The sequence below is a fragment of the Cryocola sp. 340MFSha3.1 genome, assembly GCF_000383315.1.
GTDB lineage: Bacteria > Actinomycetota > Actinomycetes > Actinomycetales > Microbacteriaceae > Leifsonia.
In genome coordinates this window covers 801602-827763 of sequence record NZ_KB911087.1, presented here as the reverse complement: position 1 = coordinate 827763, position 26162 = coordinate 801602, and the positions used below count along the sequence as shown (strand labels likewise).

The 26162-nt window shown below is 69.4% G+C and carries 26 protein-coding genes; 23 read left to right on the top strand and 3 right to left on the bottom strand.

What is annotated here, in order from left to right; translation table 11 throughout:
• The first annotated feature begins 119 nt into the window (after positions 1 to 119).
• From lysA to prfA, 6 genes are all read left to right on the top strand, one after another.
• Entirely contained in the window at positions 120 to 1577 is a 1458-nt protein-coding gene (gene lysA, locus H284_RS0103955) for a diaminopimelate decarboxylase (RefSeq protein WP_020075231.1), read from the top strand.
• Complete coding sequence (locus tag H284_RS0103950) at positions 1574 to 2947, top strand: homoserine dehydrogenase (protein WP_018190332.1); 1374 nt, start codon at positions 1574 to 1576, stop codon at positions 2945 to 2947. The genes lysA and H284_RS0103950 overlap by 4 nt, the downstream gene beginning before the upstream one ends.
• Positions 2947 to 4071 (top strand): threonine synthase, encoded by a 1125-nt coding sequence (thrC, locus tag H284_RS0103945; RefSeq protein ID WP_020075230.1) that lies wholly within the window; start codon positions 2947 to 2949, stop codon positions 4069 to 4071. The genes H284_RS0103950 and thrC overlap by 1 nt, the downstream gene beginning before the upstream one ends.
• Positions 4068 to 5036: a homoserine kinase gene (gene thrB / locus H284_RS0103940; RefSeq protein ID WP_020075229.1), complete on the top strand. Its 969-nt coding sequence runs from the start codon at positions 4068 to 4070 to the stop codon at positions 5034 to 5036. Before thrC ends, thrB begins: the two co-directional genes overlap by 4 nt.
• A 251-nt stretch (positions 5037 to 5287) precedes the next feature.
• Positions 5288 to 7516, top strand: coding sequence for a transcription termination factor Rho (gene rho / locus H284_RS0103935; protein ID WP_020075228.1), 2229 nt, complete (start codon positions 5288 to 5290; stop codon positions 7514 to 7516).
• Between the two features lie 90 nt (positions 7517 to 7606).
• Positions 7607 to 8683: a peptide chain release factor 1 gene (gene prfA / locus H284_RS0103930; protein ID WP_018190336.1), complete on the top strand. Its 1077-nt coding sequence runs from the start codon at positions 7607 to 7609 to the stop codon at positions 8681 to 8683.
• Between the two features lie 117 nt (positions 8684 to 8800).
• On the opposite strand, the gene prmC is transcribed toward prfA, so the two are convergent.
• Positions 8801 to 9709, bottom strand: a complete 909-nt coding sequence (prmC, locus tag H284_RS0103925) for a peptide chain release factor N(5)-glutamine methyltransferase (RefSeq protein WP_020075227.1) — start codon at positions 9707 to 9709, stop codon at positions 8801 to 8803.
• Positions 9710 to 9810: 101 nt separating this feature from the next.
• On the opposite strand from prmC, the gene cysK reads away from it, so the two are divergent.
• Together cysK and epsC are read left to right on the top strand one after the other, a co-directional pair.
• Positions 9811 to 10749, top strand: a complete 939-nt coding sequence (gene cysK / locus H284_RS0103920; protein ID WP_020075226.1) for a cysteine synthase A — start codon at positions 9811 to 9813, stop codon at positions 10747 to 10749.
• Between the two features lie 5 nt (positions 10750 to 10754).
• The gene (gene epsC, locus H284_RS0103915; RefSeq protein ID WP_018190339.1) at positions 10755 to 11324 is read left to right on the top strand and encodes a serine O-acetyltransferase EpsC; all 570 of its coding nucleotides are present in this window, start codon (positions 10755 to 10757) and stop codon (positions 11322 to 11324) included.
• 113 nt (positions 11325 to 11437) lie between these two features.
• Here the strand turns inward: epsC and H284_RS0103910 are convergent, their stop codons facing one another.
• Complete coding sequence (locus H284_RS0103910; protein ID WP_018190340.1) at positions 11438 to 12427, bottom strand: TetR/AcrR family transcriptional regulator; 990 nt, start codon at positions 12425 to 12427, stop codon at positions 11438 to 11440.
• Positions 12428 to 12559: 132 nt separating this feature from the next.
• Between H284_RS0103910 and H284_RS0103905 the strand changes: the two genes are divergently transcribed.
• Positions 12560 to 13477, top strand: coding sequence for a daunorubicin resistance protein DrrA family ABC transporter ATP-binding protein (locus H284_RS0103905; RefSeq protein WP_020075225.1), 918 nt, complete (start codon positions 12560 to 12562; stop codon positions 13475 to 13477).
• Positions 13474 to 14271 (top strand): ABC transporter permease, encoded by a 798-nt coding sequence (locus tag H284_RS0103900; RefSeq protein ID WP_020075224.1) that lies wholly within the window; start codon positions 13474 to 13476, stop codon positions 14269 to 14271. Before H284_RS0103905 ends, H284_RS0103900 begins: the two co-directional genes overlap by 4 nt.
• A 109-nt stretch (positions 14272 to 14380) precedes the next feature.
• Here the strand turns inward: H284_RS0103900 and H284_RS0103895 are convergent, their stop codons facing one another.
• Positions 14381 to 15007: an HAD family hydrolase gene (locus H284_RS0103895; RefSeq protein ID WP_018190343.1), complete on the bottom strand. Its 627-nt coding sequence runs from the start codon at positions 15005 to 15007 to the stop codon at positions 14381 to 14383.
• 59 nt (positions 15008 to 15066) lie between these two features.
• Between H284_RS0103895 and H284_RS0103890 the strand changes: the two genes are divergently transcribed.
• From H284_RS0103890 to H284_RS0103830, 13 genes are all read left to right on the top strand, one after another.
• Positions 15067 to 15777, top strand: coding sequence for an L-threonylcarbamoyladenylate synthase (locus tag H284_RS0103890; protein ID WP_020075223.1), 711 nt, complete (start codon positions 15067 to 15069; stop codon positions 15775 to 15777).
• Complete coding sequence (locus H284_RS0103885) at positions 15774 to 17033, top strand: MraY family glycosyltransferase (RefSeq protein ID WP_018190345.1); 1260 nt, start codon at positions 15774 to 15776, stop codon at positions 17031 to 17033. The genes H284_RS0103890 and H284_RS0103885 overlap by 4 nt, the downstream gene beginning before the upstream one ends.
• Complete coding sequence (locus H284_RS0103880; protein WP_018190346.1) at positions 17030 to 17524, top strand: Cg1360 family ATP-synthase-associated protein; 495 nt, start codon at positions 17030 to 17032, stop codon at positions 17522 to 17524. The genes H284_RS0103885 and H284_RS0103880 overlap by 4 nt, the downstream gene beginning before the upstream one ends.
• A gap of 179 nt (positions 17525 to 17703) precedes the next feature.
• Positions 17704 to 18501 carry a F0F1 ATP synthase subunit A gene (gene atpB / locus H284_RS0103875; RefSeq protein WP_018190347.1) on the top strand — a complete coding sequence of 266 codons (798 nt, stop codon included), beginning with the start codon at positions 17704 to 17706 and terminating at the stop codon, positions 18499 to 18501.
• 51 nt (positions 18502 to 18552) lie between these two features.
• The gene (gene atpE, locus H284_RS0103870) at positions 18553 to 18774 is read left to right on the top strand and encodes an ATP synthase F0 subunit C (RefSeq protein WP_018190348.1); all 222 of its coding nucleotides are present in this window, start codon (positions 18553 to 18555) and stop codon (positions 18772 to 18774) included.
• Between the two features lie 28 nt (positions 18775 to 18802).
• Positions 18803 to 19375 carry a F0F1 ATP synthase subunit B gene (locus tag H284_RS0103865; protein ID WP_018190349.1) on the top strand — a complete coding sequence of 191 codons (573 nt, stop codon included), beginning with the start codon at positions 18803 to 18805 and terminating at the stop codon, positions 19373 to 19375.
• Positions 19375 to 20166: a F0F1 ATP synthase subunit delta gene (locus tag H284_RS0103860; protein ID WP_026307114.1), complete on the top strand. Its 792-nt coding sequence runs from the start codon at positions 19375 to 19377 to the stop codon at positions 20164 to 20166. The genes H284_RS0103865 and H284_RS0103860 overlap by 1 nt, the downstream gene beginning before the upstream one ends.
• 22 nt (positions 20167 to 20188) lie before the next feature.
• Positions 20189 to 21826 (top strand): F0F1 ATP synthase subunit alpha, encoded by a 1638-nt coding sequence (atpA, locus tag H284_RS0103855; RefSeq protein ID WP_020075222.1) that lies wholly within the window; start codon positions 20189 to 20191, stop codon positions 21824 to 21826.
• A gap of 38 nt (positions 21827 to 21864) precedes the next feature.
• Positions 21865 to 22764: a F0F1 ATP synthase subunit gamma gene (locus H284_RS0103850; RefSeq protein WP_018190352.1), complete on the top strand. Its 900-nt coding sequence runs from the start codon at positions 21865 to 21867 to the stop codon at positions 22762 to 22764.
• A gap of 25 nt (positions 22765 to 22789) precedes the next feature.
• Positions 22790 to 24253, top strand: a complete 1464-nt coding sequence (gene atpD, locus H284_RS0103845; protein WP_026307115.1) for a F0F1 ATP synthase subunit beta — start codon at positions 22790 to 22792, stop codon at positions 24251 to 24253.
• 2 nt (positions 24254 to 24255) lie between these two features.
• Entirely contained in the window at positions 24256 to 24516 is a 261-nt protein-coding gene (locus H284_RS0103840; protein ID WP_018190354.1) for a F0F1 ATP synthase subunit epsilon, read from the top strand.
• Position 24517: 1 nt separating this feature from the next.
• The gene (locus H284_RS0103835; RefSeq protein WP_018190355.1) at positions 24518 to 25078 is read left to right on the top strand and encodes a P-loop nucleotide/nucleoside kinase family protein; all 561 of its coding nucleotides are present in this window, start codon (positions 24518 to 24520) and stop codon (positions 25076 to 25078) included.
• 1 nt (position 25079) lies between these two features.
• Entirely contained in the window at positions 25080 to 25889 is an 810-nt protein-coding gene (locus H284_RS0103830) for a YaaA family protein (RefSeq protein ID WP_020075221.1), read from the top strand.
• Positions 25890 to 26162 lie beyond the last annotated feature (273 nt).

The window sequence follows — 26162 nt, the reverse complement described above, 5'->3', positions numbered from 1 at the left end:
GCACCGAGCGTGTCGTGCGGCCTGGATAGACTTCTGCTGTCATCTCCACCGGCTTCAGGGGCCAATCCGGGTCCGCTCGCCTAGGAGACCCCCACTCGTCGCCACCCGTGAGGTTCCCTATGGCTGATCCTGTCGCTGCGTCCAACCCGCTCGCCCCGCAGTGGCTGCACGTGCCCGCGGATGCGAACGCGCTCGCCCCGGGCCTCTGGTCCCGGACGGTCGATCGCGACGCGGGAGAGCTGGTCGTCGGCGGTCTCGCGGCGAGCGAGCTCGCCGCCCGCTTCGGCACGCCGCTGTACGTGATCGATGAGGAGGACGCCAGGGCGCGCGCCGTCGAGGTGCGCGAGGCTTTCGACCGCGCGTTCGCCGAGATCGGCACCGCCGCGAAGGTCTACTACGCAGGCAAGGCGTTCCTCAGCATCGAGGTGGCGCGGTGGATGTCGGAGGCCGGCCTCAACATCGACGTCTGCAGCGGGGGCGAGCTGGCCGTCGCGCTGGCCGCCGGCGTCGACCCGGAGCGGATCGGCTTCCACGGCAACAACAAGTCGCTCGCCGAGATCGACCGGGCGGCCGAGGCCGGCATCGGCGCCATCATCATCGACAGCGTGCAGGAGATCGGCCGCGTCGCCGCCGCAGCCGAGCGCCACAGCGTGGTCCAGAGCGTCCGCCTGCGGGTGAACAGCGGCGTGCACGCGCACACCCACGCGTTCCTCGCGACCGCCCACGAGGACCAGAAGTTCGGCATCGCGCTGGAGCAGGCGCTGGAGGCCGTCGCGCTGATCCGCTCGCACGCCTCCCTCGCGTTTCGCGGCCTGCACTGCCACATCGGCTCGCAGATCTTCGGTGCCGACGGGTTCGCCGAGTCGGCCGCGCGGCTGCTCACGCTCCACAAGGAGCTCCTCGCGGGCGGCGACGTGCCCGAGCTGAACCTCGGCGGCGGCTTCGGCATCGCCTACACGTCCGCCGACGACCCCGCGCCGATCGGCGAGCTCGCCCGGCGCATCGCGGAGACGGTGGCTGCGGGATGCGAGGAGCTCGACATCCCGACGCCGGTCGTCGCGTTCGAGCCCGGCCGGTCGATCATCGGCACCGCCGGTCTGACCCTGTACACCGTCGGCACCACGAAGGACGTGCCGGTCGCGTTCCAGGACGACGGTGAGACCGTGGTCCGCCGGTACGTCAGCGTCGACGGCGGGATGAGCGACAACGCCCGGCCCGCGCTCTACGGCGCCGACTACTCGGCCAGGATCGCGAACCGCGTCTCGACGGCCGCTCCGGCGCTCGTGCGCGTCGCCGGCAAGCACTGCGAGAGCGGCGACATCGTCGTCGACGCGGAGTACCTGCCCGGCGACATCCAGCCCGGCGACCTGCTCGCCGTGCCCGCGACGGGCGCGTACTGCTGGCCGCTGTCCAGCAACTACAACCACATCGGGCGGCCCCCGGTCGTCGCGGTGCGCGACGGAGAGGCGCGGGTGATCGTCCGCGGCGAGACCATCGAGGACCTCCTCGCGCGCGACGCCGGCTACACGGCGCCCGCATCCACCGTTTCCGCGTCGAAGGAGCGCAGCCAGGCATGATCGAGTACCGCAACCTCCGTGTCGCCCTGCTCGGGGCCGGCTCCGTCGGATCGCAGGTGGCGCGCCTCCTGCTCTCGCAGGGCGACGAGTTCGCCTCCCGCATCGGCGCACGCCTCGAGCTGGTGGGCATCGCCGTCCGCGACGTGGATGCGCCGCGCGACACCGACCTGCCGCGCGAGCTGTTCACCACCGACGCCTCCTCGCTGATCCTCGGCGCCGACATCGTCGTGGAGCTGATGGGCGGCATCGAGCCGGCCCGCGGCTACGTGCTGGAGGCGCTGAACTCCGGCGCCGACGTCATCACCGCCAACAAAGCGCTGCTGGCGACGCACGGCCCCGAGCTGTTCGACGCCGCCGAGCAGGTCGGCGCGCAGCTCTACTACGAGGCTGCCGTCGCCGGCGCCATCCCGATCATCCGGCCGCTGCGCGACAGCCTCGCGGGCGACCGCATCAACCGCATCCTCGGCATCGTCAACGGCACCACGAACTTCGTGCTCGACCGGATGGACGTGAACGGCGAGACGCTGCAGGACGCGCTGGCGACGGCCACAGACCGCGGATACGCCGAGGCCGACCCGACCGCCGACATCGGCGGGTACGACGCGGCGCAGAAGGCGGCCATCCTGGCCAGCCTGGCCTTCCACACCGTCGTGCCGCTGGAGCGCGTCTACCGCGAGGGCATCACGAGCGTCACCAAGGCGCAGGTGGATGCGGCCCGCGAGGCCGGCGCGGTCATCAAGCTCCTGGCGATCTGCGAGCGTCTGACCGACCCGGAGACGGGGGAGGAGGGCGTCTCAGCCCGCGTCTACCCGGCGCTGATCAGCCGCGACCACCCGCTCGCCGCCGTGCACGGCGCCCACAACGCGGTGTTCGTCCAGGCGGCCGCCGCGGGCGACCTCATGTTCTACGGCGCGGGCGCCGGCGGCGTCGAGACCGCGTCGGCCGTGCTCGGCGACGTCGTCTCCGCCGCCCGGCGGCACGTGGTGGGCGGCCCTGGCGTCGCCGAGTCCACGCACGCCGACCTGCCGGTGCTCGACATCGGCCGCGTCGTCACCCGCTACCAGATCACCCTCGACGTCGAGGACCAGCCGGGCGTCCTCGCCGCGGTCGCGCGCATCCTGAGCGACGGCGACGTCAGCGTCGAGACCGTTCAGCAGTCCGTGCCGAACACCGCAACAGGACCCGTCGCGATCGCCGGAGCGGCATCCGCCGCGACCGGGCCGATTCACGGCGGCGGGACGGCCACCGCTACCCTGGTGATCGGCACCCACGAAGCCGAGGAGGCCGCACTCGCGGCCACCGTCGAGGCTCTCGCGGCGAGCGACGTCGTGACCGCCATCTCTTCCGTTCTCCGAGTCGAAGGATCGTAATGCCCCAGCCGAAGGCCTACAGTCGTCAGTGGCGCGGCGTCCTCCGCGAGTACGCGGACCGCCTGAACATCTCCGATGCCACTCCGATCGTCACGCTGGGCGAGGGCGGCACGCCGCTCATCCCGGCCCCCGCGCTGTCCGCGCGGACAGGCGCCGACGTGTACGTGAAGTTCGAGGGCATGAACCCGACCGGATCCTTCAAGGACCGCGGCATGACCATGGCGATCTCCAAGGCCGTCGAGCACGGTGCGAAGGCGGTCATCTGCGCCTCCACCGGCAACACCTCGGCGTCGGCCGCCGCCTACGCGACGCACGCGGGCATCCAGTCGGTCGTGCTCGTGCCAGAGGGCAAGATCGCGATGGGCAAGCTCAGCCAGGCCATCGCGCACAACGCCCAGCTGCTGCAGGTGCAGGGCAACTTCGACGACTGCCTCGACATCGCGCGCGAGCTGGCCACCAACTACCCGGTGCACCTGGTGAACTCCGTGAACCCCGACCGCATCGAGGGGCAGAAGACCGCCGCCTTCGAGGTCGTCGAGGCCCTGGGCGACGCCCCGGACTTCCACCTGGTCCCGGTCGGCAACGCCGGCAACTACACGGCCTACCACCGCGGCTACACCGAGGAGCTGCAGCGCGGCGAGTCCACCAAGCTGCCCCGGATGTTCGGTTTCCAGGCCTCGGGGAGCGCCCCCATCGTCCTCGGCCACGCCGTGAAGGACCCCGACACGATCGCCACCGCGATCCGCATCGGCAACCCGGCGTCGTGGGAGCTCGCACTGAACGCCCGCGACGACAGCGACGGCTGGTTCGGAGCGATCAGCGACGCCAAGATCCTCGAGGCGCACCGCATCCTCTCCGCCGAGGTCGGCATCTTCGTCGAGCCGGCGTCCGCGATCAGCGTCGCCGGGCTCCTGGAGCGCTCGGAGGCCGGAGTGATCCCCGCCGGCGCGACCGTCGTCCTCACCGTCACCGGCCACGGCCTGAAGGACCCGCAGTGGGCCCTCCGCACGGCCGACGGCTCCGATGTCCAGCCCACCGTCGTCCCGGTCGACACGACCGCCATCGCCGACGTGCTCGGCCTGGCGCCCGCCGGGCAGACCTCGGCCGCAGAGGCGACCGCGTGACCACGCCCGACCTCCGCGGCCGGACCGTCGCGGTCAAGGTCCCGGCGACGAGCGCCAACCTCGGACCGGGATTCGACACGCTCGGCCTCGCCCTCGCGCTGTACGACGAGCTCGAAGTCTCCGTGCGGGACGAGCCCGGTGCGACCGTCGAGGTCACCGGTGTGGGCGAAGGAGAGGTGGCGACCGACGAGAGCAACCTCGTCGTCCGCGCGATCGCGCACACCTTCGAGGCCGTCGGCATCCCGCTTCCCGGCCTGAACCTGCGGGCGCGCAACAGCATCCCGCACGGGCGGGGGATGGGCTCCTCCGGCGCCGCCATCGTCTCCGGCATCATGGCGGCGAAAGGGCTGCTGGAGGGCGTCGTCGACCTGGATGCGCAGACGCTGCTGGCGCTCGCGAACGACATGGAGGGACACCCGGACAACGTGGCGCCCGCCCTGTTCGGCGGCCTGACGATCGCGTGGGTGACCCCGGAGGGTCCGCGGTTCAAGAAGCTCATCGTGCACCGCGGCGTCTCGCCGCTCGTGCTCGTGCCCGAGACGGTCATGTCCACCGCGCTCGCCCGCAGCCTCCAGCCGCAGTCGGTGCCCCACGAGGACGCCGTCTTCAACGTCTCCCGCTCCGCCCTGCTGGTCGCGGCTCTCATCCAGAGCCCCGAGCTGCTGCACGCGGCGACCGAGGACAAGCTCCACCAGAGCTACCGCGCCTCGGCGATGCCCGAGACCGACCGGCTGATCACGCTGCTGCGCGAGAACGGCTTCGCCGCCGTCGTGTCGGGCGCGGGCCCGTCCATCCTCGTGCTCGGGAGCGACCCGAGCCAGCGTCTGGCCGCCGCGCGCCTCGTCGAGCAGTCGGCCGAGACCCGCTGGCAGCCGCTCATGCTCGCCGTCGACTTCAAGGGCGCGACGGTCAGCCGTGTCGCCGCCGAGGCCGTGACGACACGGACGGACACGCCAGCCGCCTAGCGTCGGACGGCCCCGCCGCAAGGTGGTAAACTGCAGTCGCACCCGTGAAGAACCCGCGTCACGAGCGAATTCCGCTTCCGGGTGATCTCCTAGCAATCATGCCGTCACTCCTGCCTGCCTTCCCGGCTCTCCCTTTCCGGAGAACCCGGGCGGCGACGTAGCGCGGATCCGAACGCAGCACGTTCCCGGCAGTTCATGTGACGAAGCTTCAGACGGCGCGTAAGGCGCGCCGGGGGAAAGGATCCTCTTCCGTGACTGATGTCGAACTCCACGCCGGGGGCGTGGACACCAGCGACCTGACCGGCCTCAAGGTGGCAGAGCTGCAAGCTCTCGCCGCCGGGCTCGGGCTCCAGGGCGCAACCCGGCTCCGCAAGGGCGAGCTGGTCGAGGCGATCGCCGCAGCGCGCGCCGCCTCCGCACCGGCAGACACCCTCGAGCTTCCCGAGACCGAGGAGCCGGCCGCCGAGCCGGCCGCCGCCTCCCAGGTGCTCACCGAGCCGCTCATCGCTGAGCCGCTCATCGCCGAGCCCGCAGGGGCCGAGCGCGTCGAGCCCACCGTGGGCGACCCCGTGCTCCCGCAGGCAGATGCCTCCGCCGAGCAGACCGGCGGACGTCGCCGCGGCTCGCGCCGCGTGTCGAGCCCCGACGGCACGGGCATCGCCGGTGCCACCGCCGGATCCGGCGTCGCCGCCGGATCGCACGTCAACTCCGGTGCCACGGGCGTCGAGTCGCTCATCCCCGATGTGGATGCGCTCCTCGACTCCGCTCTCGCCTCCCGTGAGCAGGCGCGCGGCCAGAACGGCCAGGGCGCGCAGGACGAGCAGGGCAACGGCCAGAACCAGGGCGGCGGACGCCGTCGCCGCGGTCGCGGCCAGGGCGGTCAGAACGGCGACCAGGGCGCCGACCAGAACCGCGACGGCCAGCAGCGCGACGCGCAGCAGCGCGACGGCCAACAGCCGCAGGCGGAGCAGGGCCAGCAGGCCGACGCGACGCAGGGTGACGCCCAGCAGGGCGAGCAGGGCGACAACGCCGGCGAGCAGCAGGGCCAGGGCCGCAACCGCCGCAACCGCAACCGCAACAAGAACAACGGGCAGCAGAACGAGCAGGGCCAGGCGCAGGGCCAGAACCAGCCGAAGGACCTGCAGCAGGGCGGCCAGCAGGGCGACGGCCAGCAGAACCGCGGCCAGAACGCCCAGCAGCAGCTCGAGGGCGACCGCAGCCGCTACCGCGACCGCAACCGCAAGCGCCGCGGCGGCGCACCGGGTGACGAGTTCGAGCCGGAGCTGTCCGACGACGACGTGCTCATCCCCGTCGCCGGCATCCTCGACGTGCTCGACAACTACGCGTTCGTGCGGACGACCGGGTACCTCCCGGGCGCCAGCGACGTGTACGTCTCGCTCGGCCAGGTCAAGAAGTACAACCTCCGCAAGGGCGACGCCGTCGTCGGCGCCATCCGCCAGCCGCGCGAGGGCGAGAACAACAGCCGCCAGAAGTACAACGCGCTGGTGAAGGTCGACTCGATCAACGGGCAGACCCCGGACGAGGCGGCCACCCGTGTGGAGTTCGGCAAGCTGACCCCGCTGTACCCGCAGGAGCGCCTGCGCCTGGAGACCGAGCCCAGCAAGGTCACCCAGCGGATCATCGACCTGGTCGCCCCGATCGGAAAGGGCCAGCGCGGTCTCATCGTCGCACCGCCCAAGGCCGGCAAGACCATCGTGATGCAGCAGATCGCCAACGCGATCACCGCCAACAACCCTGAGGTCCACCTCATGGTCGTGCTGGTGGACGAGCGTCCCGAAGAGGTCACCGACATGCAGCGCACGGTGAAGGGGGAGGTCATCGCCTCCACCTTCGACCGTCCGGCCGAGGACCACACCACGGTGGCCGAGCTCGCCATCGAGCGTGCGAAGCGCCTCGTCGAGCTGGGCCACGACGTCGTCGTGCTGCTCGACTCGATCACCCGCCTCGGCCGCGCGTACAACCTGACCGCGCCGGCCTCCGGCCGCATCCTCTCCGGTGGTGTCGACGCCTCGGCGCTGTACCCGCCGAAGCGGTTCTTCGGCGCCGCGCGCAACATCGAGCACGGCGGTTCGCTCACCATCCTCGCCTCGGCGCTGGTGGAGACCGGCTCCAAGATGGACGAGGTCATCTTCGAGGAGTTCAAGGGCACCGGAAACATGGAGCTCCGCCTGTCGCGCCAGCTGGCCGACAAGCGCATCTTCCCGGCCGTCGACGTGAACGCCTCCGGCACCCGCCGCGAGGAGATGCTCATGGGCCAGGACGAGGTCAAGATCACGTGGAAGCTGCGCCGCGCCCTCGCCGGGCTCGACCAGCAGCAGGCCCTCGAGATCGTCCTCGGCCGCCTGAAGGAGACCTCGAGCAACGTCGAGTTCCTGATGCAGGTGCAGAAGTCGATGCCGGCGCCGACCAACGGCCACGGCAACGCGCACTCGCACGGCCACGAGAACGACCACCGCTAGCTGCGATCAGCGCCCGCCCGCCGTGCCACCGTGCACGGCGGGCGGGCGCTTCGTCGTTCCCCGGCCGCACCCCTCCAGAAAGAAGACCCCATGTTCGAATCGGTGAACAGCCTCATCGCCGAGCACGACGACCTCCAGCAGCAGCTCTCCGACCCGGAGCTGCACAGCGACCCGGTCCGCTCGAAGCGCGTCAACCGGCGCTACGCCGAGCTCAGCCGCATCGTCGCCGCGTACAACGAGTGGAAGCAGCTGTCCGACGACCTCGACGCCGCCCGTGAGCTGGCGACGGAGGACGCGGCGTTCGCCGAGGAGGTCCCCGGTCTGGAGCAGAGCGTCGCCGAGTCGGCCGAGAAGCTGCGCCGCCTGCTCATCCCGCGTGACCCCAACGACAGCCGCGACGTGATCATGGAGATCAAGATGGGGGAGGGCGGCGCCGAGTCCGCTCTCTTCGCCGGCGACCTGCTGCGCATGTACCTGCACTACGCCGACTCGAAGCGGTGGAAGGCCGAGATCATCGAGCAGACCTCCAGCGACCTCGGCGGCATCAAGGATGTCCAGGTCGCGTTCAAGGGCAGCTCCACCGATCCCGCCGAGGGCGTCTGGGCGCACCTGAAGTACGAGGGCGGCGTGCACCGCGTCCAGCGCGTGCCGGCGACCGAGTCGCAGGGCCGCATCCACACGTCCGCCGCCGGCGTCCTGGTGTTCCCGGAGGTGGACGAGCCGGAGGAGGTCGAGATCAACCCGAACGACCTCAAGATCGACGTTTTCCGGTCGTCCGGCCCCGGCGGTCAGTCGGTCAACACGACGGACTCGGCCGTGCGGATCACCCACGTGCCGACCGGCATCGTCGTCTCGATGCAGAACGAGAAGAGTCAGCTGCAGAACCGCGAGGCCGCGATGCGCGTGCTCCGCGCCCGGCTGCTGGCCCGGCAGCAGGAGGAGGCGGACGCCGAGGCCGCGGAGTTCCGCAAGGGCCAGATCCGCACGATGGACCGCTCCGAGCGCATCCGCACGTACAACTTCCCGGAGAACCGGATCGCGGACCACCGCACCGGCTACAAGGCCTACAACCTCGACGCCGTCATGAACGGCGCCCTCGACCCCGTCATCGAGTCGAACATCGCACTCGACGAGGAGACCCGCCTCGCCGACCTAGCCACCGACTAACCCCTTCCCACCCACCGTCGAGTCCGCAAACTTTGCACGCTGGGTGTGCTCCGAACGTGCAAAGTTTGCGTACTCGACGGTGGGCGCAGAGGGCGAGAGTTGAGGGAACGCGCGCGGTCAGCGGAGGGCTGTGGTCGCGCGGTCTCGGGTCGTGAGGTCGCGGTGCGTCGCGGCAGCACGCCAGCCGTCGGCGGTCAGGAGGTCGCGGATCGCCGCGCCCTGCAGCTCGCCGTGCTCGAGCACGAGGGTGCCGCCCGGGCGGAGCAGACGCTGGGCGACCCGGGAGATCGTGCGCACCACGTCCAACCCGTCCGGGCCGCCGTAGAGCGCGGCGTGCGGATCGTGCAGCCGGACCTCGGGGTCGCGCGGGATGGCGTCGTCCGGCACGTACGGCGGGTTCGAGATGACCACATCCACCGTCCCGTCGAGCTGCGGGAGCGCGTCGGCGAGGTCGATGAACACCGGCGTCAGGTTCGTCGCGCCGACCTCGTCGATGTTCCGGCGCGCCCAGATGAACGCCTCCGGCGAGTTCTCGACCGCGTACACGCGTGCGTGAGGCACCTCGGTCGCGAGGGCCAGCGCGATCGCGCCGCTCCCGGTGCCGAGGTCGACCGCGACCGGCTCGGGCGAGGGGACGGCGCGGAGCGCGTCGATCGCGAACTGCGCCACCTGCTCCGTCTCGGGCCGCGGTACGAAGACGCCCGGCCCGACGTTCAGCTCGAGCGAGCGGAACGGGGCGCGGCCCGTGATGTGCTGCAGCGGCTCCCGGGCGGCTCGGCGTTCGACGAGGGATCGCAGCGTCGCGGCGTCCTCGGGAGGGAGTTCCGCATCCATCACGACGAGCGCCTGGACGCGGCCACGGCCGACGCCGAGCACGTGCCCGATGAGGAGTTCGGCATCCACCTCCGGGTCGGGGACGCCCCCGCGCGACAGTGCGGCGGCGGCATCCTCCCGGGCGGATCGGACGGAGACGGCGCCGGAGGACGCGGCGGGGGATGCGCCAGGAGCAGGGGTGGTGGGGGTCATCGCCAGAAGAGCCTAGCGGCTGGCGCACGGCGTCTAGAGTGGAGACGCGATCACGCATCCCCCTGTCGTCATCCACCGTACGAGAGCACGAGGAACAGGCCATGTCAGGTCACATCTACGAGAACGTCACCGAGGCCGTCGGCCGTACGCCGCTCGTCCGCCTCAACCGGCTGACCGAGGGCGTCGACGCGACGATCCTCGCCAAGCTCGAGTTCTACAACCCGGCCGGCAGCGTCAAGGACCGCATCGGTGTCGCGATCGTCGACGCCGCGGAGAAGGCCGGAGCCCTCACGCCCGGTGGCACGATCGTCGAAGCCACCAGCGGCAACACCGGCATCGCGCTCGCCATGGTCGGTGCGGCGCGCGGCTACAAGGTGATCCTCGCGATGCCCGAGACCATGAGCAAGGAGCGCCGCGTGCTGCTGCGCGCGTTCGGCGCCGAGATCGTGCTGACGCCCGGCCCTGACGGGATGCGCGGAGCGGTCGAGACGGCGCAGGACATCGTCGCGAAGACCGACAACGCCATCTGGGCGCGCCAGTTCGCCAACGAGGCCAACCCGGCCATCCATCGCGCCACCACGGCGGAGGAGATCTGGGAGGACACCGCCGGCGACGTCGACATCTTCGTCGCGGGCGTCGGGACCGGCGGCACGATCACCGGCGTCGGCCAGGTGCTCAAGGAGCGCAAGCCCGGCGTCACCGTGGTCGCCGTCGAGCCGCTCGACTCGCCCATCCTGAACGGCGGCAAGCCGGGACCGCACAAGATCCAGGGGATCGGCGCGAACTTCGTGCCCGAGATCCTCGACACCACCGTGTACGACGAGGTGGTGGACGTCTCCTTCGACGACGCACTCGACGTGGCGAAGCGGCTCGCCGGCGAGGAGGGCATCCTCGCCGGCATCTCGTCCGGTGCGATCGTCTGGGCGGCTCTTCAGCTCGCGAAGCGTCCGGAGAACGCGGGCAAGACCATCGTCGCGATCGTCTGCGACACCGGTGAGCGGTACATCTCCACGCCGCTCTGGGCCGACCTGCTGGACTGAACGGGGTGCCGATCTTCCGAGCGCGCGAGGACATCCGCAACGCGCGCAGGCACGACCCTGCGGCCCGCACCGGGTTCGAGGTCGCCACGGCGTACTCCGGGCTTCATGCCGTGTGGTCGTATCGCATCGCGCACCGGATGTGGCGCGCGGGCCTGCGGACGCCCGCGCGGCTGCTGTCGCAGTTCACCCGCTTCCTGACCGGGATCGAGATCCATCCGGGCGCGCGCATCGGTCGCCGTTTCTTCATCGACCACGGGATGGGCGTGGTGATCGGCGAGACGACGTGGATCGGCGACGACGTCATGCTCTACCACGGCGTCACGTTGGGCGGCCGGGGGAGCGGGCACGGCAAACGGCATCCCACGGTGGAGGACGGCGTGATCGTCGGCGCCGGGGCCAAGGTGCTCGGTGCGATCACGATCGGGGCGCGCTCGGTGATCGGGGCGAACGCCGTCGTCACGCGGGATGCGCCCGCCGACTCGCTGCTCGTCGGCGTGCCGGCGCATCCCCGCCCCCGCTCGGGCCACGAGCAGATCGCGGGCGACGACTGGATCGACCCCGCCATGTACATCTGACCCGTTCCGCCCGCCGTCGAGTCCGCGAACTTTGCACACGACGCGCGGTGTGAGCGTACAAAGTTTGCGGACTCGACGGTGGGCGGAGGGGTGCGGCGCGGAGGGGGCGAGGGTCAGCGGGCGGCGCGTTCCGCCTCACGGGCGGTGCGCTCGCGGGCGCGGGCGATCGCCTCGCGCTCGTTCTTGCGGGCCTCACGGAGACGCGACTCCGCCTCGCGGCGCGCCTTCGCCGCCTCGCGAACCGCCTTGTCACGCGGGATCGGCTCCGGCCGATCCTCGTACGGGGTGACGGGCTCGCCGCTCCGCCGTGCGGCCATGTAGGTCGCGATGCCGTCGAGGATGCGCTCCAGTCCGAACGCGAAGTCGTCCTGATCATCGGCGCCGTCGGAGTCCGCGTAAGCACCGGATGACACGAGCGGCGCCAGGTCGGGGAAGCGCTCGGGCGTCACCAGCTCGGCGAGCGCTGCGGTGAACGCCTCGCCGTGAGCGGGCGGCGCGTCCGCGGAGCGCGAGCGGCTCACATCCCGCTCGACGATGGCGACCGCGCGGGCGTACGACGACAGCAGAAGCGCGGTCGACATCTTCTCGGCGTCCGTGAGCGGCAGGCCGCGCATCTCACGGAGCCCCCAGTCCAACACGGCCAGGTTGTTGGGCATCAGCGGGATGCCGCTGATCGGGATGTCGGGGAACCACGGGTGCGCCTGGATCACCTCGATGCTCGCCATGGCCCACCGCCGCAGACCGGCACGCCAGTCGTGATCCGAGCCGTCCGTGCGCGAGCCTTCCTGGCTGACAGTGTCGCCGCGCCGCGCCAGCTCGTCGTCCGGCGGGATCGGGATGGCGCAGACCGCGTCCTGCATCAGAGCGAGGACGTCGTCCTTGCTGGTGACGTAGCGATAGAGCGACATCGTCGTGAAGCCGAGGTCGCCGGCGATGCGGCTCATGGACACCGCGCCGAGGCCGTCGGCGTCCGCGATCTCGATGGCCGTGTCGACGATGCGCTCGATGCTCAGTTCGCGCTTCGGCCCCCGCTGCGGGTGTTCGGCGACGCCCCAGCTGAGCGCGACGGCGCGGGGGAGGACGTCCTCGACGTCGTCGGCCATGGTCCCGCCCTTCTCATCCCGTGTTCCCGGATCTTCGGGATCAGGTGTTGACACTCATCCTAGGACTGTGTATCACTTAAACAGTTGTTTACAGCATAAACAGTTTAGGCAGCACACAGAAGGGAAAGTCCGATGAACGGAACCGCGATCGAGGTGGTCGGCCTCCGCAAGTCCTTCGGGGAGCAGACGGTCCTCGACGGCATCGACCTGCGCGTGCGGTCGGGGAGCGTCTTCGCGCTGCTCGGGCCGAACGGTGCGGGCAAGACGACGCTGATCACCATCCTCTCGACCCTGGTCCGGCCCGACGCGGGAAGCGTCACGGTCGCCGGGCACGACGTGGTCGCCGAGGCCGAGGAGGTGCGGCGCGCGATCAGCGTGACGGGCCAGTCCGCGGCGGTCGACGGCGTGCTCACCGGGGAGGAGAACCTGCGGATGATGGCACGACTCTCCGGCTTCACCGCCGCAGAGTCGCGCCGAAGGGCCGGCGAGCTGATCGACGCGTTCGACCTGGCCGCGGCGGCACGCAAGCGCGTCAAGACCTACTCCGGCGGGATGCGACGGCGCCTCGACCTGGCGCTCAGCCTGGTCGCGACGCCGCCGGTCATCTTCCTGGACGAGCCGACGACCGGCCTCGACACCCGCAGCAGGCAGGCGCTCTGGGACATCATCCAGGACCTGGCACGCCGAGGAACCACCATCCTGCTCACCACGCAGTACCTCGAGGAGGCCGACCAGCTGGCCGACCGGATCGCGGTCCTCGACCACGGCACGATCGTCGCGGAGGGGACCGCCACCGAGCTGAAGGCGCGCGTCGGCGGCGAGGTCGTCGAGCTCCGCGACGCGCACGGCGAGATCGTGCGGGAGGTGCCGACCGACGGAAGCGTCGAGGCGCTCCGCGACGCCATCGACATGCTCGACGCGCTCCGCGTCCCCGGAGCCTCCATCGGCATCCGCAAGCCGTCGCTCGACGATGCTTTCCTCGCCCTGACCGGGCAGTCCGTCCAGAACGTCCCCCAGAACACCTCGACCGAGAAGGAGGTCGTCCGATGACCGCTCTCACCGTCCCCGTCCGCTCGGCGCGGCGGGTTTCGCCCCTCACGAGCACCCTCGTCTTCGTGGGTCGCAGCGTCCGCCACTCGCTCCGCGATGTGGACGCGCTCACCATGGCCATCGCGCTTCCGGTGATCCTCATGCTGCTGTTCACGTTCGTGTTCGGCGGCGCCATCGACCGCTCGGGGGATTACGTCCAGTACGTCGTGCCCGGAATCATCCTGCTGTGCGCCGGTTTCGGGGCGTCGAGCACCGCGGTGGATGTGGCCAACGACATGAGCGACGGCATCGTCGACCGCTTCCGGACCATGCCGCTGCGATCACGCGGCGTCGTGACGGGCCACGTGGTGGCGAGCCTGCTGCGCAACCTGGTCGCGACCGGCGTCGTCATCGGCGTCGCCCTACTGCTGGGCTTCCGCCCGACCGCCGATGTGGCGCAGTGGATCGGCGCGCTCGGAATCGTCGCCCTGTTCATCCTGGCGATCACCTGGCTGTTCGCCGCCATCGGCCTCGCCGCGAAGAGCCCGACCGCGGCGAGCGGGTACGGCTTCGCCGTGCTGTTCCTGCCGTACTTGTCGAGCGCGTTCGTGCCGACGGACACGATGCCGGACTGGCTGCGGTGGGTGGCGGAGAACCAGCCGATCACGCCGATCATCGAGACGATCCGTGCGCTGCTCTTCGGCCGCGACCCCGGCGACGACCTGTGGTGGGCGCTCGGCTGGTGCGCTCTCATCGTCGCGGCCGCCTACGTCTGGGCCGCCTGGCTCTTCCGCCGCTCCGCAGGCCGCCGCTGAACCCGCTCCCACCCACCGTCGAGTCCGCACAAATTGCACACGCCCCCAGCGTGTCGCGTGCAAAGTTTGCGGACTCGACGGTGGGGGGAGAGGCGTGGAAGGGACGGGGTCAGCGGGCGGCGAAGGCGTGGAGGGCGTCGAGCATGCCGTCGGTGTCGAAGGTGCCGTCCTCGCGTTTGGCGAAGTGGTACGCGTGCATCCCGCACTCGCGGGCGCCCTCCACGTTCGCGATCGAGTCGTCGAAGAGGATGGCGTCCTCCGGCCGCACCCCGAACCGCCCGAGCGCCCTGGTGTAGATCCGGCGCTCGGGCTTCCGTGCGCCGAGCACGGCCGAGACCAAATCGTTGTCCTGCAGCACGTCGACGATCTCGGGCGTCAGCACCGGCAGCGAGTCCTTGAACGGGATGGGGTTGTTCGACAGCAGCGACACCGTTCCCAGCGTCGCGGCCTCGTGCAGAGCCGCAATGGCGCCGGGGATGGGCGTCATGGCCGCTTTCCGCGCCTCCTGCCACTGCGCGAGCGTCAGCCGGGCGCCGGTCACCTCGGCGAACGCCTCCAGGTACTCCTCGCTCGTGGCGTACTCGCCGATCTCGGCCGCACGCTCGTGTCCACCCGCCCACCAGCTGGATGCGAGCCGGTACTGGCTCACGCCTCCCAGCTCCGCGAGCTTGGGCAGCCGCTTGTGGAAGTCGTAGTCGTAGAGCGTCTTGTCGCAGTCGAAGAAGTAGACATCCATCCCCTCCAGTATCGTCCTCCCAGTCTGGGCTTCCGCGCCCCGGCTATCATTGAGCCGTCATGGCCTCCATCTACGACTGCTCCGTCGACTCCGAGCTGCTCACCGGCATGCGCCTCGCACGGGCCGCGATCGGGCGCGGCGAACTCGTCGTCATCCCCACCGACACCGTGTACGGGGTGGCTGCGGACGCGTTCAACCCTGCCGCCGTGCAGCGCCTGCTCGACGCGAAGGGACGCGGCCGCCAGTCGCCGCCCCCGGTGCTGGTCCCCGGCATCCCGACGCTCGCCGCCCTCGCCGAGCGGGTGCCGGACGAGGTGGATGCGCTGGTGAAGGCCTTCTGGCCCGGCGGCCTCACGATCGTCTTGCCCGCGTCGCCGTCGCTGGTCTGGGATCTCGGCGAGACGAAGGGCACGGTCGCCCTCCGCATGCCGAAGGACACGATCGCGCTCGAGCTGCTGTCCGAGACCGGTCCGCTCGCCGTGTCGTCCGCGAACCTCACCGGCCGCCCGGCCGCCCGTACCGCCGCCGAGGCCGAGGCCATGCTGGGCGACTCCATCTCCGTCTACCTCGACGGGGGAGAGGCCGGTGCCGACTACGAGCGCGTCGAGGGCAAGGACTCCTCGTCGACGATCGTGGACGCGACCGCTCTGGCCGCCGGTGTGGGCGGACTGCGCATCCTGCGCCACGGCGTCATCTCGGTCGATCAGCTGCGCGAGGTCGTCGGCGACGCCCTGGACGAGCCGGCGGCCGCTGCGGACGCCGCGCCGTGACCCTCCTCCTCGCCCTCGCACTGATCTCGGCCGTCATCACGTTCGGGATGTCGTTCGTCGTCTACAAGCTGGCGATGCGGTACCGCCTGTACCCGAAGATCCGGGCTCGCGACGTGCACACCCGGCCGACGCCCCGCCTCGGCGGCGTCGCGATGTTCCTCGGCATCCTGGTCGCCTTCGGCGTCTCGTGGCTGCTGTCGAGCCAGTTCGGCGTGCTGACGCTGATCTTCTCCGACCAGGGGCCGATCCTCGCGATCCTGGGGGCCTCCCTGCTCATCGTCGTGATCGGCGTCGCCGACGACATCTGGGATCTCGACTGGATGACGAAGCTGGCCGGACAGTTCGTGGCCGCCGGCCTCGTCGCCTGGCTGGGCGTGCAGATCTACTCGCTGCCGATCGGCGGCCTCACCGTCGGCTCGCCGGTCATGTCGATCATCATCACGCTGTTCGCCATCGTGCTGGTGATGAACGCGATCAACTTCATCGACGGCCTGGACGGGTTGGTCGCGGGCGTCGCGCTGATCGCGAACGGCACGTTCCTCGTCTACACCTACCTCCTTCAGCGCGAGATCAGCCCGCAGAACTACTTCAGCCTCGCCGGCGTGATCGCCGCGATCCTGGTCGGCGCCTGCGCCGGGTTCCTGCCGCTCAACTGGCACCCCGCGAAGATGTTCATGGGGGATGCGGGCGCGCTGCTGATCGGCTTGCTCATGGCGACCTCGGCGATCTCGGTGACGGGGACGATCAACCCGCAGGACCTGCAGACGCTCGGCCGGTCGTCGCTCGTCCCGGCGTTCATCCCGATCATCCTGCCGTTCGCGGTGCTCATCATCCCGCTGCTCGACTTCGGGCTCGCGGTCATCCGCCGCCTGCGCGCGGGCAAGTCGCCGTTCAGCGCCGACCGCAAGCACCTGCACCACCGACTGCTCGACATGGGTCACACCCACCTCCACGCGGTGCTCATCTTCTATGCGTGGACGGCCGTGCTGTCGATCGGCTGCCTCTTGTTCTTCTTCGACCCGTATTGGATGGCGATCGTCTTCGTCGCGATCGGGCTCGTGGTCTGCACCGCGTTCACGCTCGCTCCGCTGAGCCGCAGGAAGGCGAACGAGGCCGTCGCCGAGCTCGCACCGGCGGGCAGCCGCGAGGCCGCGGAGACAGCGCGCTTCGACCAGCTGGATGCGGCGAGCGAGAGCACGCCGGCCACGCCCGCATCCCCGACATCCCCGACCGCTCTGACCGAGGAGACCCGATGACCGACCAGCAGGACGGAGCCACCGCCCCGCGGCCGGCCCAGCCGCCCGCCCAGCCCACCTCGACGCCCGTGCTGAGGGATGTGCTGAAGTACGGTCTGATCCTGGCCGCGGGGATCGCCGTCGTGGGGATGCTGCTCGGCGGTCTGTTCGCCGGATGGGTCGGCGTCACGAGCGCGCTGATCGGCACCGCGATGGCGGCGGTGTTCCTGTCGATCACGGCGCTCAGCATCCTGATCGCCAACCGTTTCATCGGCACCGACCTGTTCGTGGGCCTGTTCTTCGGCATCGTCCTGGGCGGCTGGATCGTCAAGTTCGTGCTGTTCCTGGTGCTCGCGATCCTGCTGCGCGACCAGCCCTGGATCAACCCCGTCGTGCTCTTCCTCAGCCTCATCGCCGGGGTGATCGGATCGCTCGTGGTGGACATGATCGTGGTCTTCCGCTCCCGCGTTCCCTACGTCAGCGACGTGACGCTGCCGGGGGAGAAGCGCTGACCTGTATCCAATTCGTTATGGGCTGAAAACTCTTGTAGAGTTATGAGCGATCCCCCACCCCGTTCGCGCCCGAGAAACTCTGAGGTCGCGAGAAGTGCAGGGTGTCCCACCGTTCGTCGTCGCGAGAGCTGTTTCAGCTCGACGCCCCGAAACAGGAGATAGCGCTGTTAGCTAACGCTGTGAACCTGCTGGTCCAGGCCGCAAGCTCCGATGATGGAAGCTTCCAGGGTCCCTCGATCAACGAGTTCTTCCCCCCGACCCTGTTCACGATCGGTGACCTCGAGTTCAACCGCATCTTCGTGGTCCGCGCTCTCGCGACCATCGCGCTGATCCTCATCTTCTGGCTCGGCACCCGCCGGATGCGCCTCATCCCCGGCCGCTTCCAGTCGGTCGTCGAGATGGGTCTCGACTTCGTGCGCGTCAACATCGCGGAAGACCTGCTCGGCAAGAAGGACGGCCGCCGGTTCCTGCCGCTGCTGACCACCATCTTCTTCATGGTGCTGTTCTTCAACATCACCGGCATCATCCCGTTCCTCAACATCGCCGGCACGTCGGTCATCGCCGTGCCGCTGCTGCTCGCGATCGTCGCGTACATCGCCTTCATCTACGCGGGCGTCAAGAAGAGCCCGAAGAACTTCTTCAAGAACGCGCTCTTCCCGCCCGGCGTTCCGTGGTTCCTCTACATCATCGTGACGCCGATCGAGTTCGTCTCGACCTTCATCCTGCGTCCGATCACCCTGACGCTGCGACTCCTGATGAACATGGTCGTCGGGCACCTGCTGCTCGTCCTGTTCTTCCTCGCCACGGAGTTCTTCTTCTTCACGGCGGGCGGCTGGTGGTCGCTGTTCGGCGTCGGCACCTTCGCCTTCGGCTTCGCATTTACCGTCTTCGAGATCCTGGTCGCAGTCCTGCAGGCCTACGTCTTCGCACTGCTCACCGCTGTCTACATCCAGCTGGCAGTCGCCGAGGAACACTAAGAACGATCCGCGCACCCGCACGGATCGCCATCACGGAAGGAAACACACAACGTGGACATCGCTGCAATCAACGGCAACATCGCCACCGTCGGTTACGGCCTCGCGGCCATCGGCCCGGCCATCGGCGTGGGCATCGTCGTCGGCAAGACCATCGAGGGCGTCGCTCGTCAGCCTGAGCTGGCCGGCCGCCTCCAGGTCCTGATGTACATCGGTATCGCATTCACCGAGGCGCTCGCGTTCATCGGTATCGCTACCTACTTCATCTTCCAGTAATCCTCTTTTCCCTCAGTAAGGAGGAACCATGCTCAAGAGTGTGGTGATCGCAGCCTCAGAGGGGTCGCACAACCCGCTGATCCCGGAGTGGCCGGACATCATCGGCGCGCTTCTCTGCTTCCTGATCATCCTGTTCTTCTTCTGGAAGCTCGTGCTTCCGCGTATGAAGAAGCTGCTGGATGAGCGCGCAGAGGCGATCGAGGGCAACATCGAGAAGGCCGACGAGGCGCAGCGCAAGGCCGAAGCCCTGCTGGAGGAGTACACCGCCCAGCTCGCCGAGGCGCGTGCGGAGGCGGGCAAGATCCGCGAGACCGCCCGTGCCGACGGTCAGAAGATCGTCGCGGAGGCCCGCGAGGCCGCTGCCACGGAGGCCGCGCGTGTGACCGCCCAGGCGCAGGCGCAGCTCGAGGCGGAGCGCCAGACGGCGCTCGTCCAGCTGCGCGGCGAGGTGGGCTCGCTGGCGATCGACCTCGCGTCGACCGTCGTGCGTGAGGCCCTCGATGAGGACAAGCGAGCACAGGCGATCGTGGACCGCTTCCTGGCGGACCTCGAGGCCGACGAGAAGGCTCAGGCCGACCAGAAGGCAGGATCGGGCAACTGATGGGAAGCGCCACCAGAGAAGCATTGGCCAACTCCGTCTCGGCTCTCGCCGACCTGGGGTCCAAGGCCGATCTGGCGACGGCTGAGGACCTGTTCAGCGCAGGGCGAGTCGTCGCCGACTCGGCCCAGCTGCGGGCGGTCCTCGGCGACCCGACGGTCCCGGCGGAGGGCAAGACGGTGCTCGTGAAGCGCGTCTTCGCCTCGCTGTCGGCTCCGGCCGTCGAGCTGCTCACCGTGATCGCCGCTCAGCGCTGGTCGTCGCACGACGACCTGCTCGGGGCGATCGAGGAGCTCGGGATCCGCGCGATCGCCGGCTCCGCGCCCCGGAACGTCGACATCGTCGCCGAGCTGCTGACCTTCGGAGGCGCCGTGACCTCCGACGCGAGCCTCGAGCTCGCGCTGCGCAGCAAGCTCGCCTCGGCCGACTCCAAGGTCGCGCTGGTCGAGCGCCTGCTCGGCGGAAAAGCGTCGAAGGAGACCGTCGCCATCGTGCGCCAGCTCGTCGCCCAGCCCCGCGGCCGCAGCGTCCGCGAGTCGCTCCGTGCGGCCGCGCGCATGGTGGCCGCCCAGTCCGGGCAGACCATCGCGACGGTCTACGCCGCGTCCGCGCTCCCCGAGGCCCAGGCCGAGCGCCTGCGCACGGTGCTCAGCGCCTCCTACGGCGACCTCAGGATCAACCAGGTCGTCGACCCCTCGATCATCGGCGGATTGCGCGTGCAGATCGGTGACGACGTCATCGATGGAAGCATCGCGTCGCGTCTGGCCGAACTCCGGCTTCAGCTGGCGGGCTGACCGCCTCAAGATAGGAATCACTATGGCAGACACACAGATCAGCCCCGACGACATCCGCGACGCGCTCAAGGACTTCGTCAACACGTACGAGCCGGCGTCCGCACAGGCGACCGAGATCGGCCACGTCCTCGACGCCTCCGACGGCATCGCGCACGTCGAGGGCCTCCCGAGCGTGATGGCCAACGAGCTCATCCGCTTCGCGGACGGCACGCTGGGCCTCGCTCAGAACCTCGACGAGAACGAGGTCGGTGTCGTCGTGCTCGGCGAGTTCGACCACATCGTCGAGGGCATGGAGGTGACCCGCACCGGCGAGGTCCTCTCCGTCCCCGTCGGCGACGGCTACCTCGGTCGCGTCGTCGACCCGCTCGGCAACCCGATCGACGGTCTCGGCGAGATCGCCAGCGAGGGCCGCCGCGAGCTCGAGCTCCAGGCGCCCGGCGTCATGCAGCGCAAGTCGGTGCACGAGCCGCTGCAGACCGGTATCAAGGCCATCGACGCGATGATCCCGGTCGGCCGCGGACAGCGCCAGCTGATCATCGGCGACCGCCAGACCGGCAAGACGGCCATCGCGATCGACACGATCATCAACCAGAAGGCCAACTGGGAGTCGGGCGACGTCAACAAGCAGGTCCGCTGCATCTACGTCGCCATCGGTCAGAAGGGCTCGACCATCGCCTCGGTGAAGGGCGCGCTCGAGGACGCCGGCGCGATGGAGTACACCACCATCGTCGCGGCCCCCGCCTCCGACCCGGCCGGCTTCAAGTACCTCGCCCCCTACACCGGCTCGGCCATCGGTCAGCACTGGATGTACGGCGGCAAGCACGTCCTCATCGTCTTCGACGACCTGTCCAAGCAGGCCGAGGCGTACCGCGCCGTGTCGCTGCTTCTCCGTCGTCCGCCGGGACGTGAGGCCTACCCGGGTGACGTCTTCTACCTGCACTCCCGCCTGCTGGAGCGCTGCGCCAAGCTCTCCGACGAGCTGGGCGCCGGCTCGATGACCGGTCTGCCGATCATCGAGACCAAGGCGAACGACGTCTCGGCGTACATCCCGACCAACGTGATCTCGATCACCGACGGCCAGATCTTCCTGCAGTCCGACCTCTTCAACGCCAACCAGCGCCCTGCGGTCGACGTCGGCATCTCGGTCTCGCGAGTCGGTGGCGACGCCCAGGTCAAGTCCATCAAGAAGGTCTCCGGCACGCTCAAGCTCGAGCTGGCGCAGTACCGCTCGCTCGAGGCGTTCGCGATGTTCGCGTCCGACCTCGACGCGGCGAGCCGCCGTCAGCTGGCACGCGGCGCCCGCCTCACCGAGCTGCTGAAGCAGCCGCAGTACTCGCCGTTCCCGGTGGAGGAGCAGGTCGTCTCGATCTGGGCCGGCACCAACGGCAAGCTGGACGAGGTCGCCGTCGAGGACGTCCTGCGCTTCGAGGCCGAGCTGCTCGACCACCTGCGCCGGAACACCGACATCCTCGACACGCTGCGCGACACCAACGTCCTCGACGACGACACGGTCGCGAAGCTCGACTCCGAGGTGGACAACTTCAAGCTCGAGTTCCAGACCGGTGAGGGCAAGCCGCTCGCCTCGGTCGGACGCGAGGAGTTCCAGGCCATCGACGAGGACGAGGTCGACCAGGAGCGCATCGTCAAGGCCCGGCGCTGAGCGCTGAGGCCCTGAGAGACTAGGTAACAAGGAGAGACATGGGAGCACAGCTTCGGGTCTACCGGCAGAAGATCAGATCTGCCCAGACGACCAAGAAGATCACCCGTGCGATGGAGCTGATCTCCGCCTCCCGCATCCAGAAGGCGCAGGCGCGGGTCGCCGCCAGCTCGCCGTACGCCCGCGCGATCACGCGCGCGGTGTCGGCGGTGGCGACGTACTCGAACGTCGACCACGTCCTGACCACCGAGCCGGAGAAGATCGAGCGCGCCGCGATCGTCATCTTCTCCTCCGACCGCGGTCTCGCGGGCGCGTTCAACTCGAACGTGCTCAAGGAGTCCGAGAAGCTCGCGGAGCTGCTGCGCAGCCAGGGCAAGGAGGTCGTGTACTTCCTCGTCGGCCGCAAGGCGCAGGGCTATTTCAGCTTCCGCCGCCGTGCGTTTGAGCGGGTGTGGACCGGCAACACGGATGCCCCGGAGTTCGAGCAGGCCAAGGAGATCGCCGACGCGATCCTGGAGTCCTTCCTGCGCGATGCGTCCGACGGCGGTGTGGACGAGATCCACATCATCTACAACCGCTTCATCAGCATGCTGACCCAGGAGCCGCAGGTCGTCCGCCTGCTGCCGCTGGAGGTCGTCGAGGGCGTGGAGGAGCCGGACCGCACGCAGGTCCTGCCGCTCTACGAGTTCGAGCCGGATGTGGGGACGGTGCTCGACTCGCTGCTCCCCGTCTACATCGAGAGCCGCATCTTCAACGCGATGCTGCAGTCGGCCGCCTCCAAGCACGCCGCGACGCAGAAGGCCATGAAGGCTGCGAGCGACAACGCCGACAAGCTCATCACCGACTACACGCGTCTGGCCAACAACGCCCGTCAGGCGGAGATCACTCAGCAGATCTCCGAGATCGTCGGCGGCGCGGATGCGCTGAGCTCGTCCCACTGATCGTCCAACGAGAGAGATAACAATCATGACTACCGCTACCGCCGAAGCCCAGGCTTCGACCGCGCAGCCGGCCGGTGTGGGACGAATTGCCCGCGTGACCGGTCCGGTCGTCGACATCGAGTTCCCGCACGATGCGATCCCGGGCATCTACAACGCCCTGAAGACCACGATCACGATCGGCGAGGAGTCGACCGAGATCACGCTCGAGGTCGCTCAGCACCTCGGCGACGACCTGGTGCGCGCGATCGCACTGAAGCCGACCGACGGCCTGGTCCGCGGCGGCGAGGTGCGCGACACCGGTGCTCCCATCAGCGTGCCCGTCGGCGACGTGACCAAGGGCAAGGTGTTCAACGTCACCGGTGACATCCTGAACCTCGAGCCGGGCGAGAAGGTCGAGATCACCGAGCGCTGGCCCATCCACCGCAACCCGCCCGCGTTCGACCAGCTCGAGTCCAAGACCCAGCTGTTCGAGACCGGCATCAAGGTCATCGACCTGCTCACCCCGTACGTCCAGGGTGGAAAGATCGGCCTGTTCGGCGGCGCCGGTGTCGGCAAGACCGTCCTCATCCAGGAGATGATCCAGCGTGTGGCGCAGGATCACGGTGGTGTGTCGGTGTTCGCCGGTGTCGGCGAGCGCACCCGTGAGGGCAACGACCTCATCCACGAGATGGAGGAGGCGGGCGTCTTCGACAAGACCGCGCTCGTCTTCGGCCAGATGGACGAGCCGCCGGGGACGCGTCTGCGCGTCGCCCTGTCCGCTCTGACGATGGCGGAGTACTTCCGCGACGTGCAGAACCAGGACGTGCTGCTCTTCATCGACAACATCTTCCGGTTCACGCAGGCCGGTTCCGAGGTGTCCACGCTGCTCGGCCGTATGCCGTCGGCCGTGGGTTACCAGCCGAACCTCGCCGACGAGATGGGTCAGCTCCAGGAGCGCATCACCTCGACCCGCGGTCACTCGATCACCTCGCTGCAGGCGATCTACGTGCCGGCCGACGACTACACCGACCCGGCGCCGGCGACCACGTTCGCCCACCTCGACGCCACGACCGAGCTCTCGCGTGAGATCGCGTCGAAGGGTCTGTACCCGGCGGTCGACCCGCTGACCTCGACCTCGCGCATCCTCGACCCCCGCTACCTGGGTGAGGACCACTACCGCGTGGCCACGACGGTCAAGCAGATCCTGCAGAAGAACAAGGAGCTGCAGGAGATCATCGCGATCCTCGGTGTCGACGAGCTGTCGGAGGAGGACAAGATCACGGTGTCGCGTGCGCGCCGGATCCAGCAGTTCCTCTCGCAGAACACCTACATGGCGAAGAAGTTCACCGGCGTGGAGGGCTCGACCGTCCCGCTGAAGGACACCATCGAGTCGTTCGACGCGATCGCCAAGGGCGAGTTCGACCACGTGGCCGAGCAGGCCTTCTTCAACGTCGGACCGATCTCCGACGTCGAGGAGAAGTGGGCGCAGATTCAGAAGGAGAACGGCTAACAATGGCTGTCCTCAACGTCAGCGTCGTCGCCGCCGACCACGAAGTGTGGTCGGGCGAGGCGAGCATGGTCGTCGCGCGCACCGTGGAAGGGCAGATCGGTATCCTGCCCGGCCACGAGCCGCTGCTGGCCATCCTTGCGCAGGGCGAGGTGCGCGTGACCCTGAATGGGGGCGAGTCGATCACGGCCAACGCCGATGACGGCTTCCTCTCCGTCGAGAACAACACGGTCACCATCGTGGCCCGTCAGGCCGAGCTGGTCTGACATGTCCGGGCAGCAGGGAGCCCCGCTGGAGCGCCAGTTCGGAGACGTCCGCGTCCCGATGCTGGTGGCGATGGCGGGGCTTCCTGGTTCCGGGAAGTCCACCATCGCGGAGATCCTGGCCGGGCGCATGGGCGCGACGGTGATCTCGGTGGATCCGATCGAGGCGTCGATCATTCGTGCGGGGATCGATTCCGACCAGCCGACCGGGCTCGCGGCCTATCTGGTGGCAGAGACCATGGCGGAGCAGGTGCTGCTCTCGGGCCATTCTGTCGTCGTCGACGCCGTGAACGCCGTGGAGCCGGCGCGTCTGCAGTGGCGCGATCTGGCGGAGCGGTGCGACGTGAAGCTCCGCGTGATCGAGACGGTGTGCTCCGACCCGGAGCTCCACGAGGAGCGGCTCGGCAAGCGCAGCGGTCTGGTCGCGGCGTACGCCGTCGAGCAGAGTACCGACGAGTACGACGAGTGGCGCGGCGCGTGCGGCACGCTGCCCCGGGTGACCCTGGACACTGCGGCGCCGCTGGGCGAGAACGTCAATACGGCACTGAACTTCGTGGAGGGCTAGCGTGCTCATCCTGCTCCCGCCCTCCGAGACGAAGAGGGACGGGGGAGCGGGGTCTCCGCTCGCCGTGGAGCGGTTGCGCTTCCCCTCACTGAACCCTGTCCGCCGCGAGGTGGTGGATGCGGTGGTCGAGCTCGCTGCGGACCACGATGCGGCGATCCGCGCGCTCAAGCTGGGGCCCAAGCAGGCCGGCGAAGTGGAGCGGAACCGTGGCATCCCGTCGGCTCCCACCATGCGGGCGCTGGAGCGTTACACCGGCGTCCTGTACGACGCGCTCGATGCGGAATCGCTCTCCTCTGCGGACTGGGAGGTCGCCGCAGAGACGGTCGCTGTGCAGTCGGCGTTGCTCGGTCTGGTCGGTGCGGGCGATCCGGTGCCGGCGTACCGGCTGTCGTTCGACTCGCGCCTGTCGCTGCATCGTGGCGCGGCGTCGCTGAAGAAGCGGTGGTCGCAGGCGGGGGCCGCGGCTCTGGCGGAGCGGAACGACCTCCTGCTCGATCTCCGCTCCGAGGGCTATGCGGCCCTGGCGCCGCTTCCCGAGCGCGACGGCGCCCACTACGTGCGCGTGCTCGCTCGCGACGAGTCGGGCCATGTCCGTGCGCTGAACCACTTCAACAAGCAGGCGAAGGGTCTGCTGACGCGCGCTCTGATCGAGGCGGGAGCGGGGTTGGAGACGACCGCGTCGCTTCTGGACTGGGCGTACGCCGAGGGGTACGAGCTGCGGCCCGCGGGGGATGGCTCCCGCGACCTGGAGCTCGTCGTCCCGGAGGTGCGCGGTGCTCCCGGCAAGCTCATGGCGGCGCTGCGGATCTGACGACACTCCCGGCCAACTTTCAGTGGTGCAGGAGTGAAAAGTGAGATAAGCTCACAACCAAGAGAGAGGATCAACTGATCCGAGGCGTGCGCGCACTGGTTGTGTGTCACCGTCTCAACAAGTCGGGCCGACGTGTGGTGGCCGACGCGTCATCCCCATGCGTCGTTTCCTTCGCCGGAGTGTGAGGCACCAAGATTCCGCCTGCGGTCGGGCACGAGCGGTACGCCCTCACCAGCGAGAATCCGGTGTCGGAGTCCATATCCGCCGTCGGCC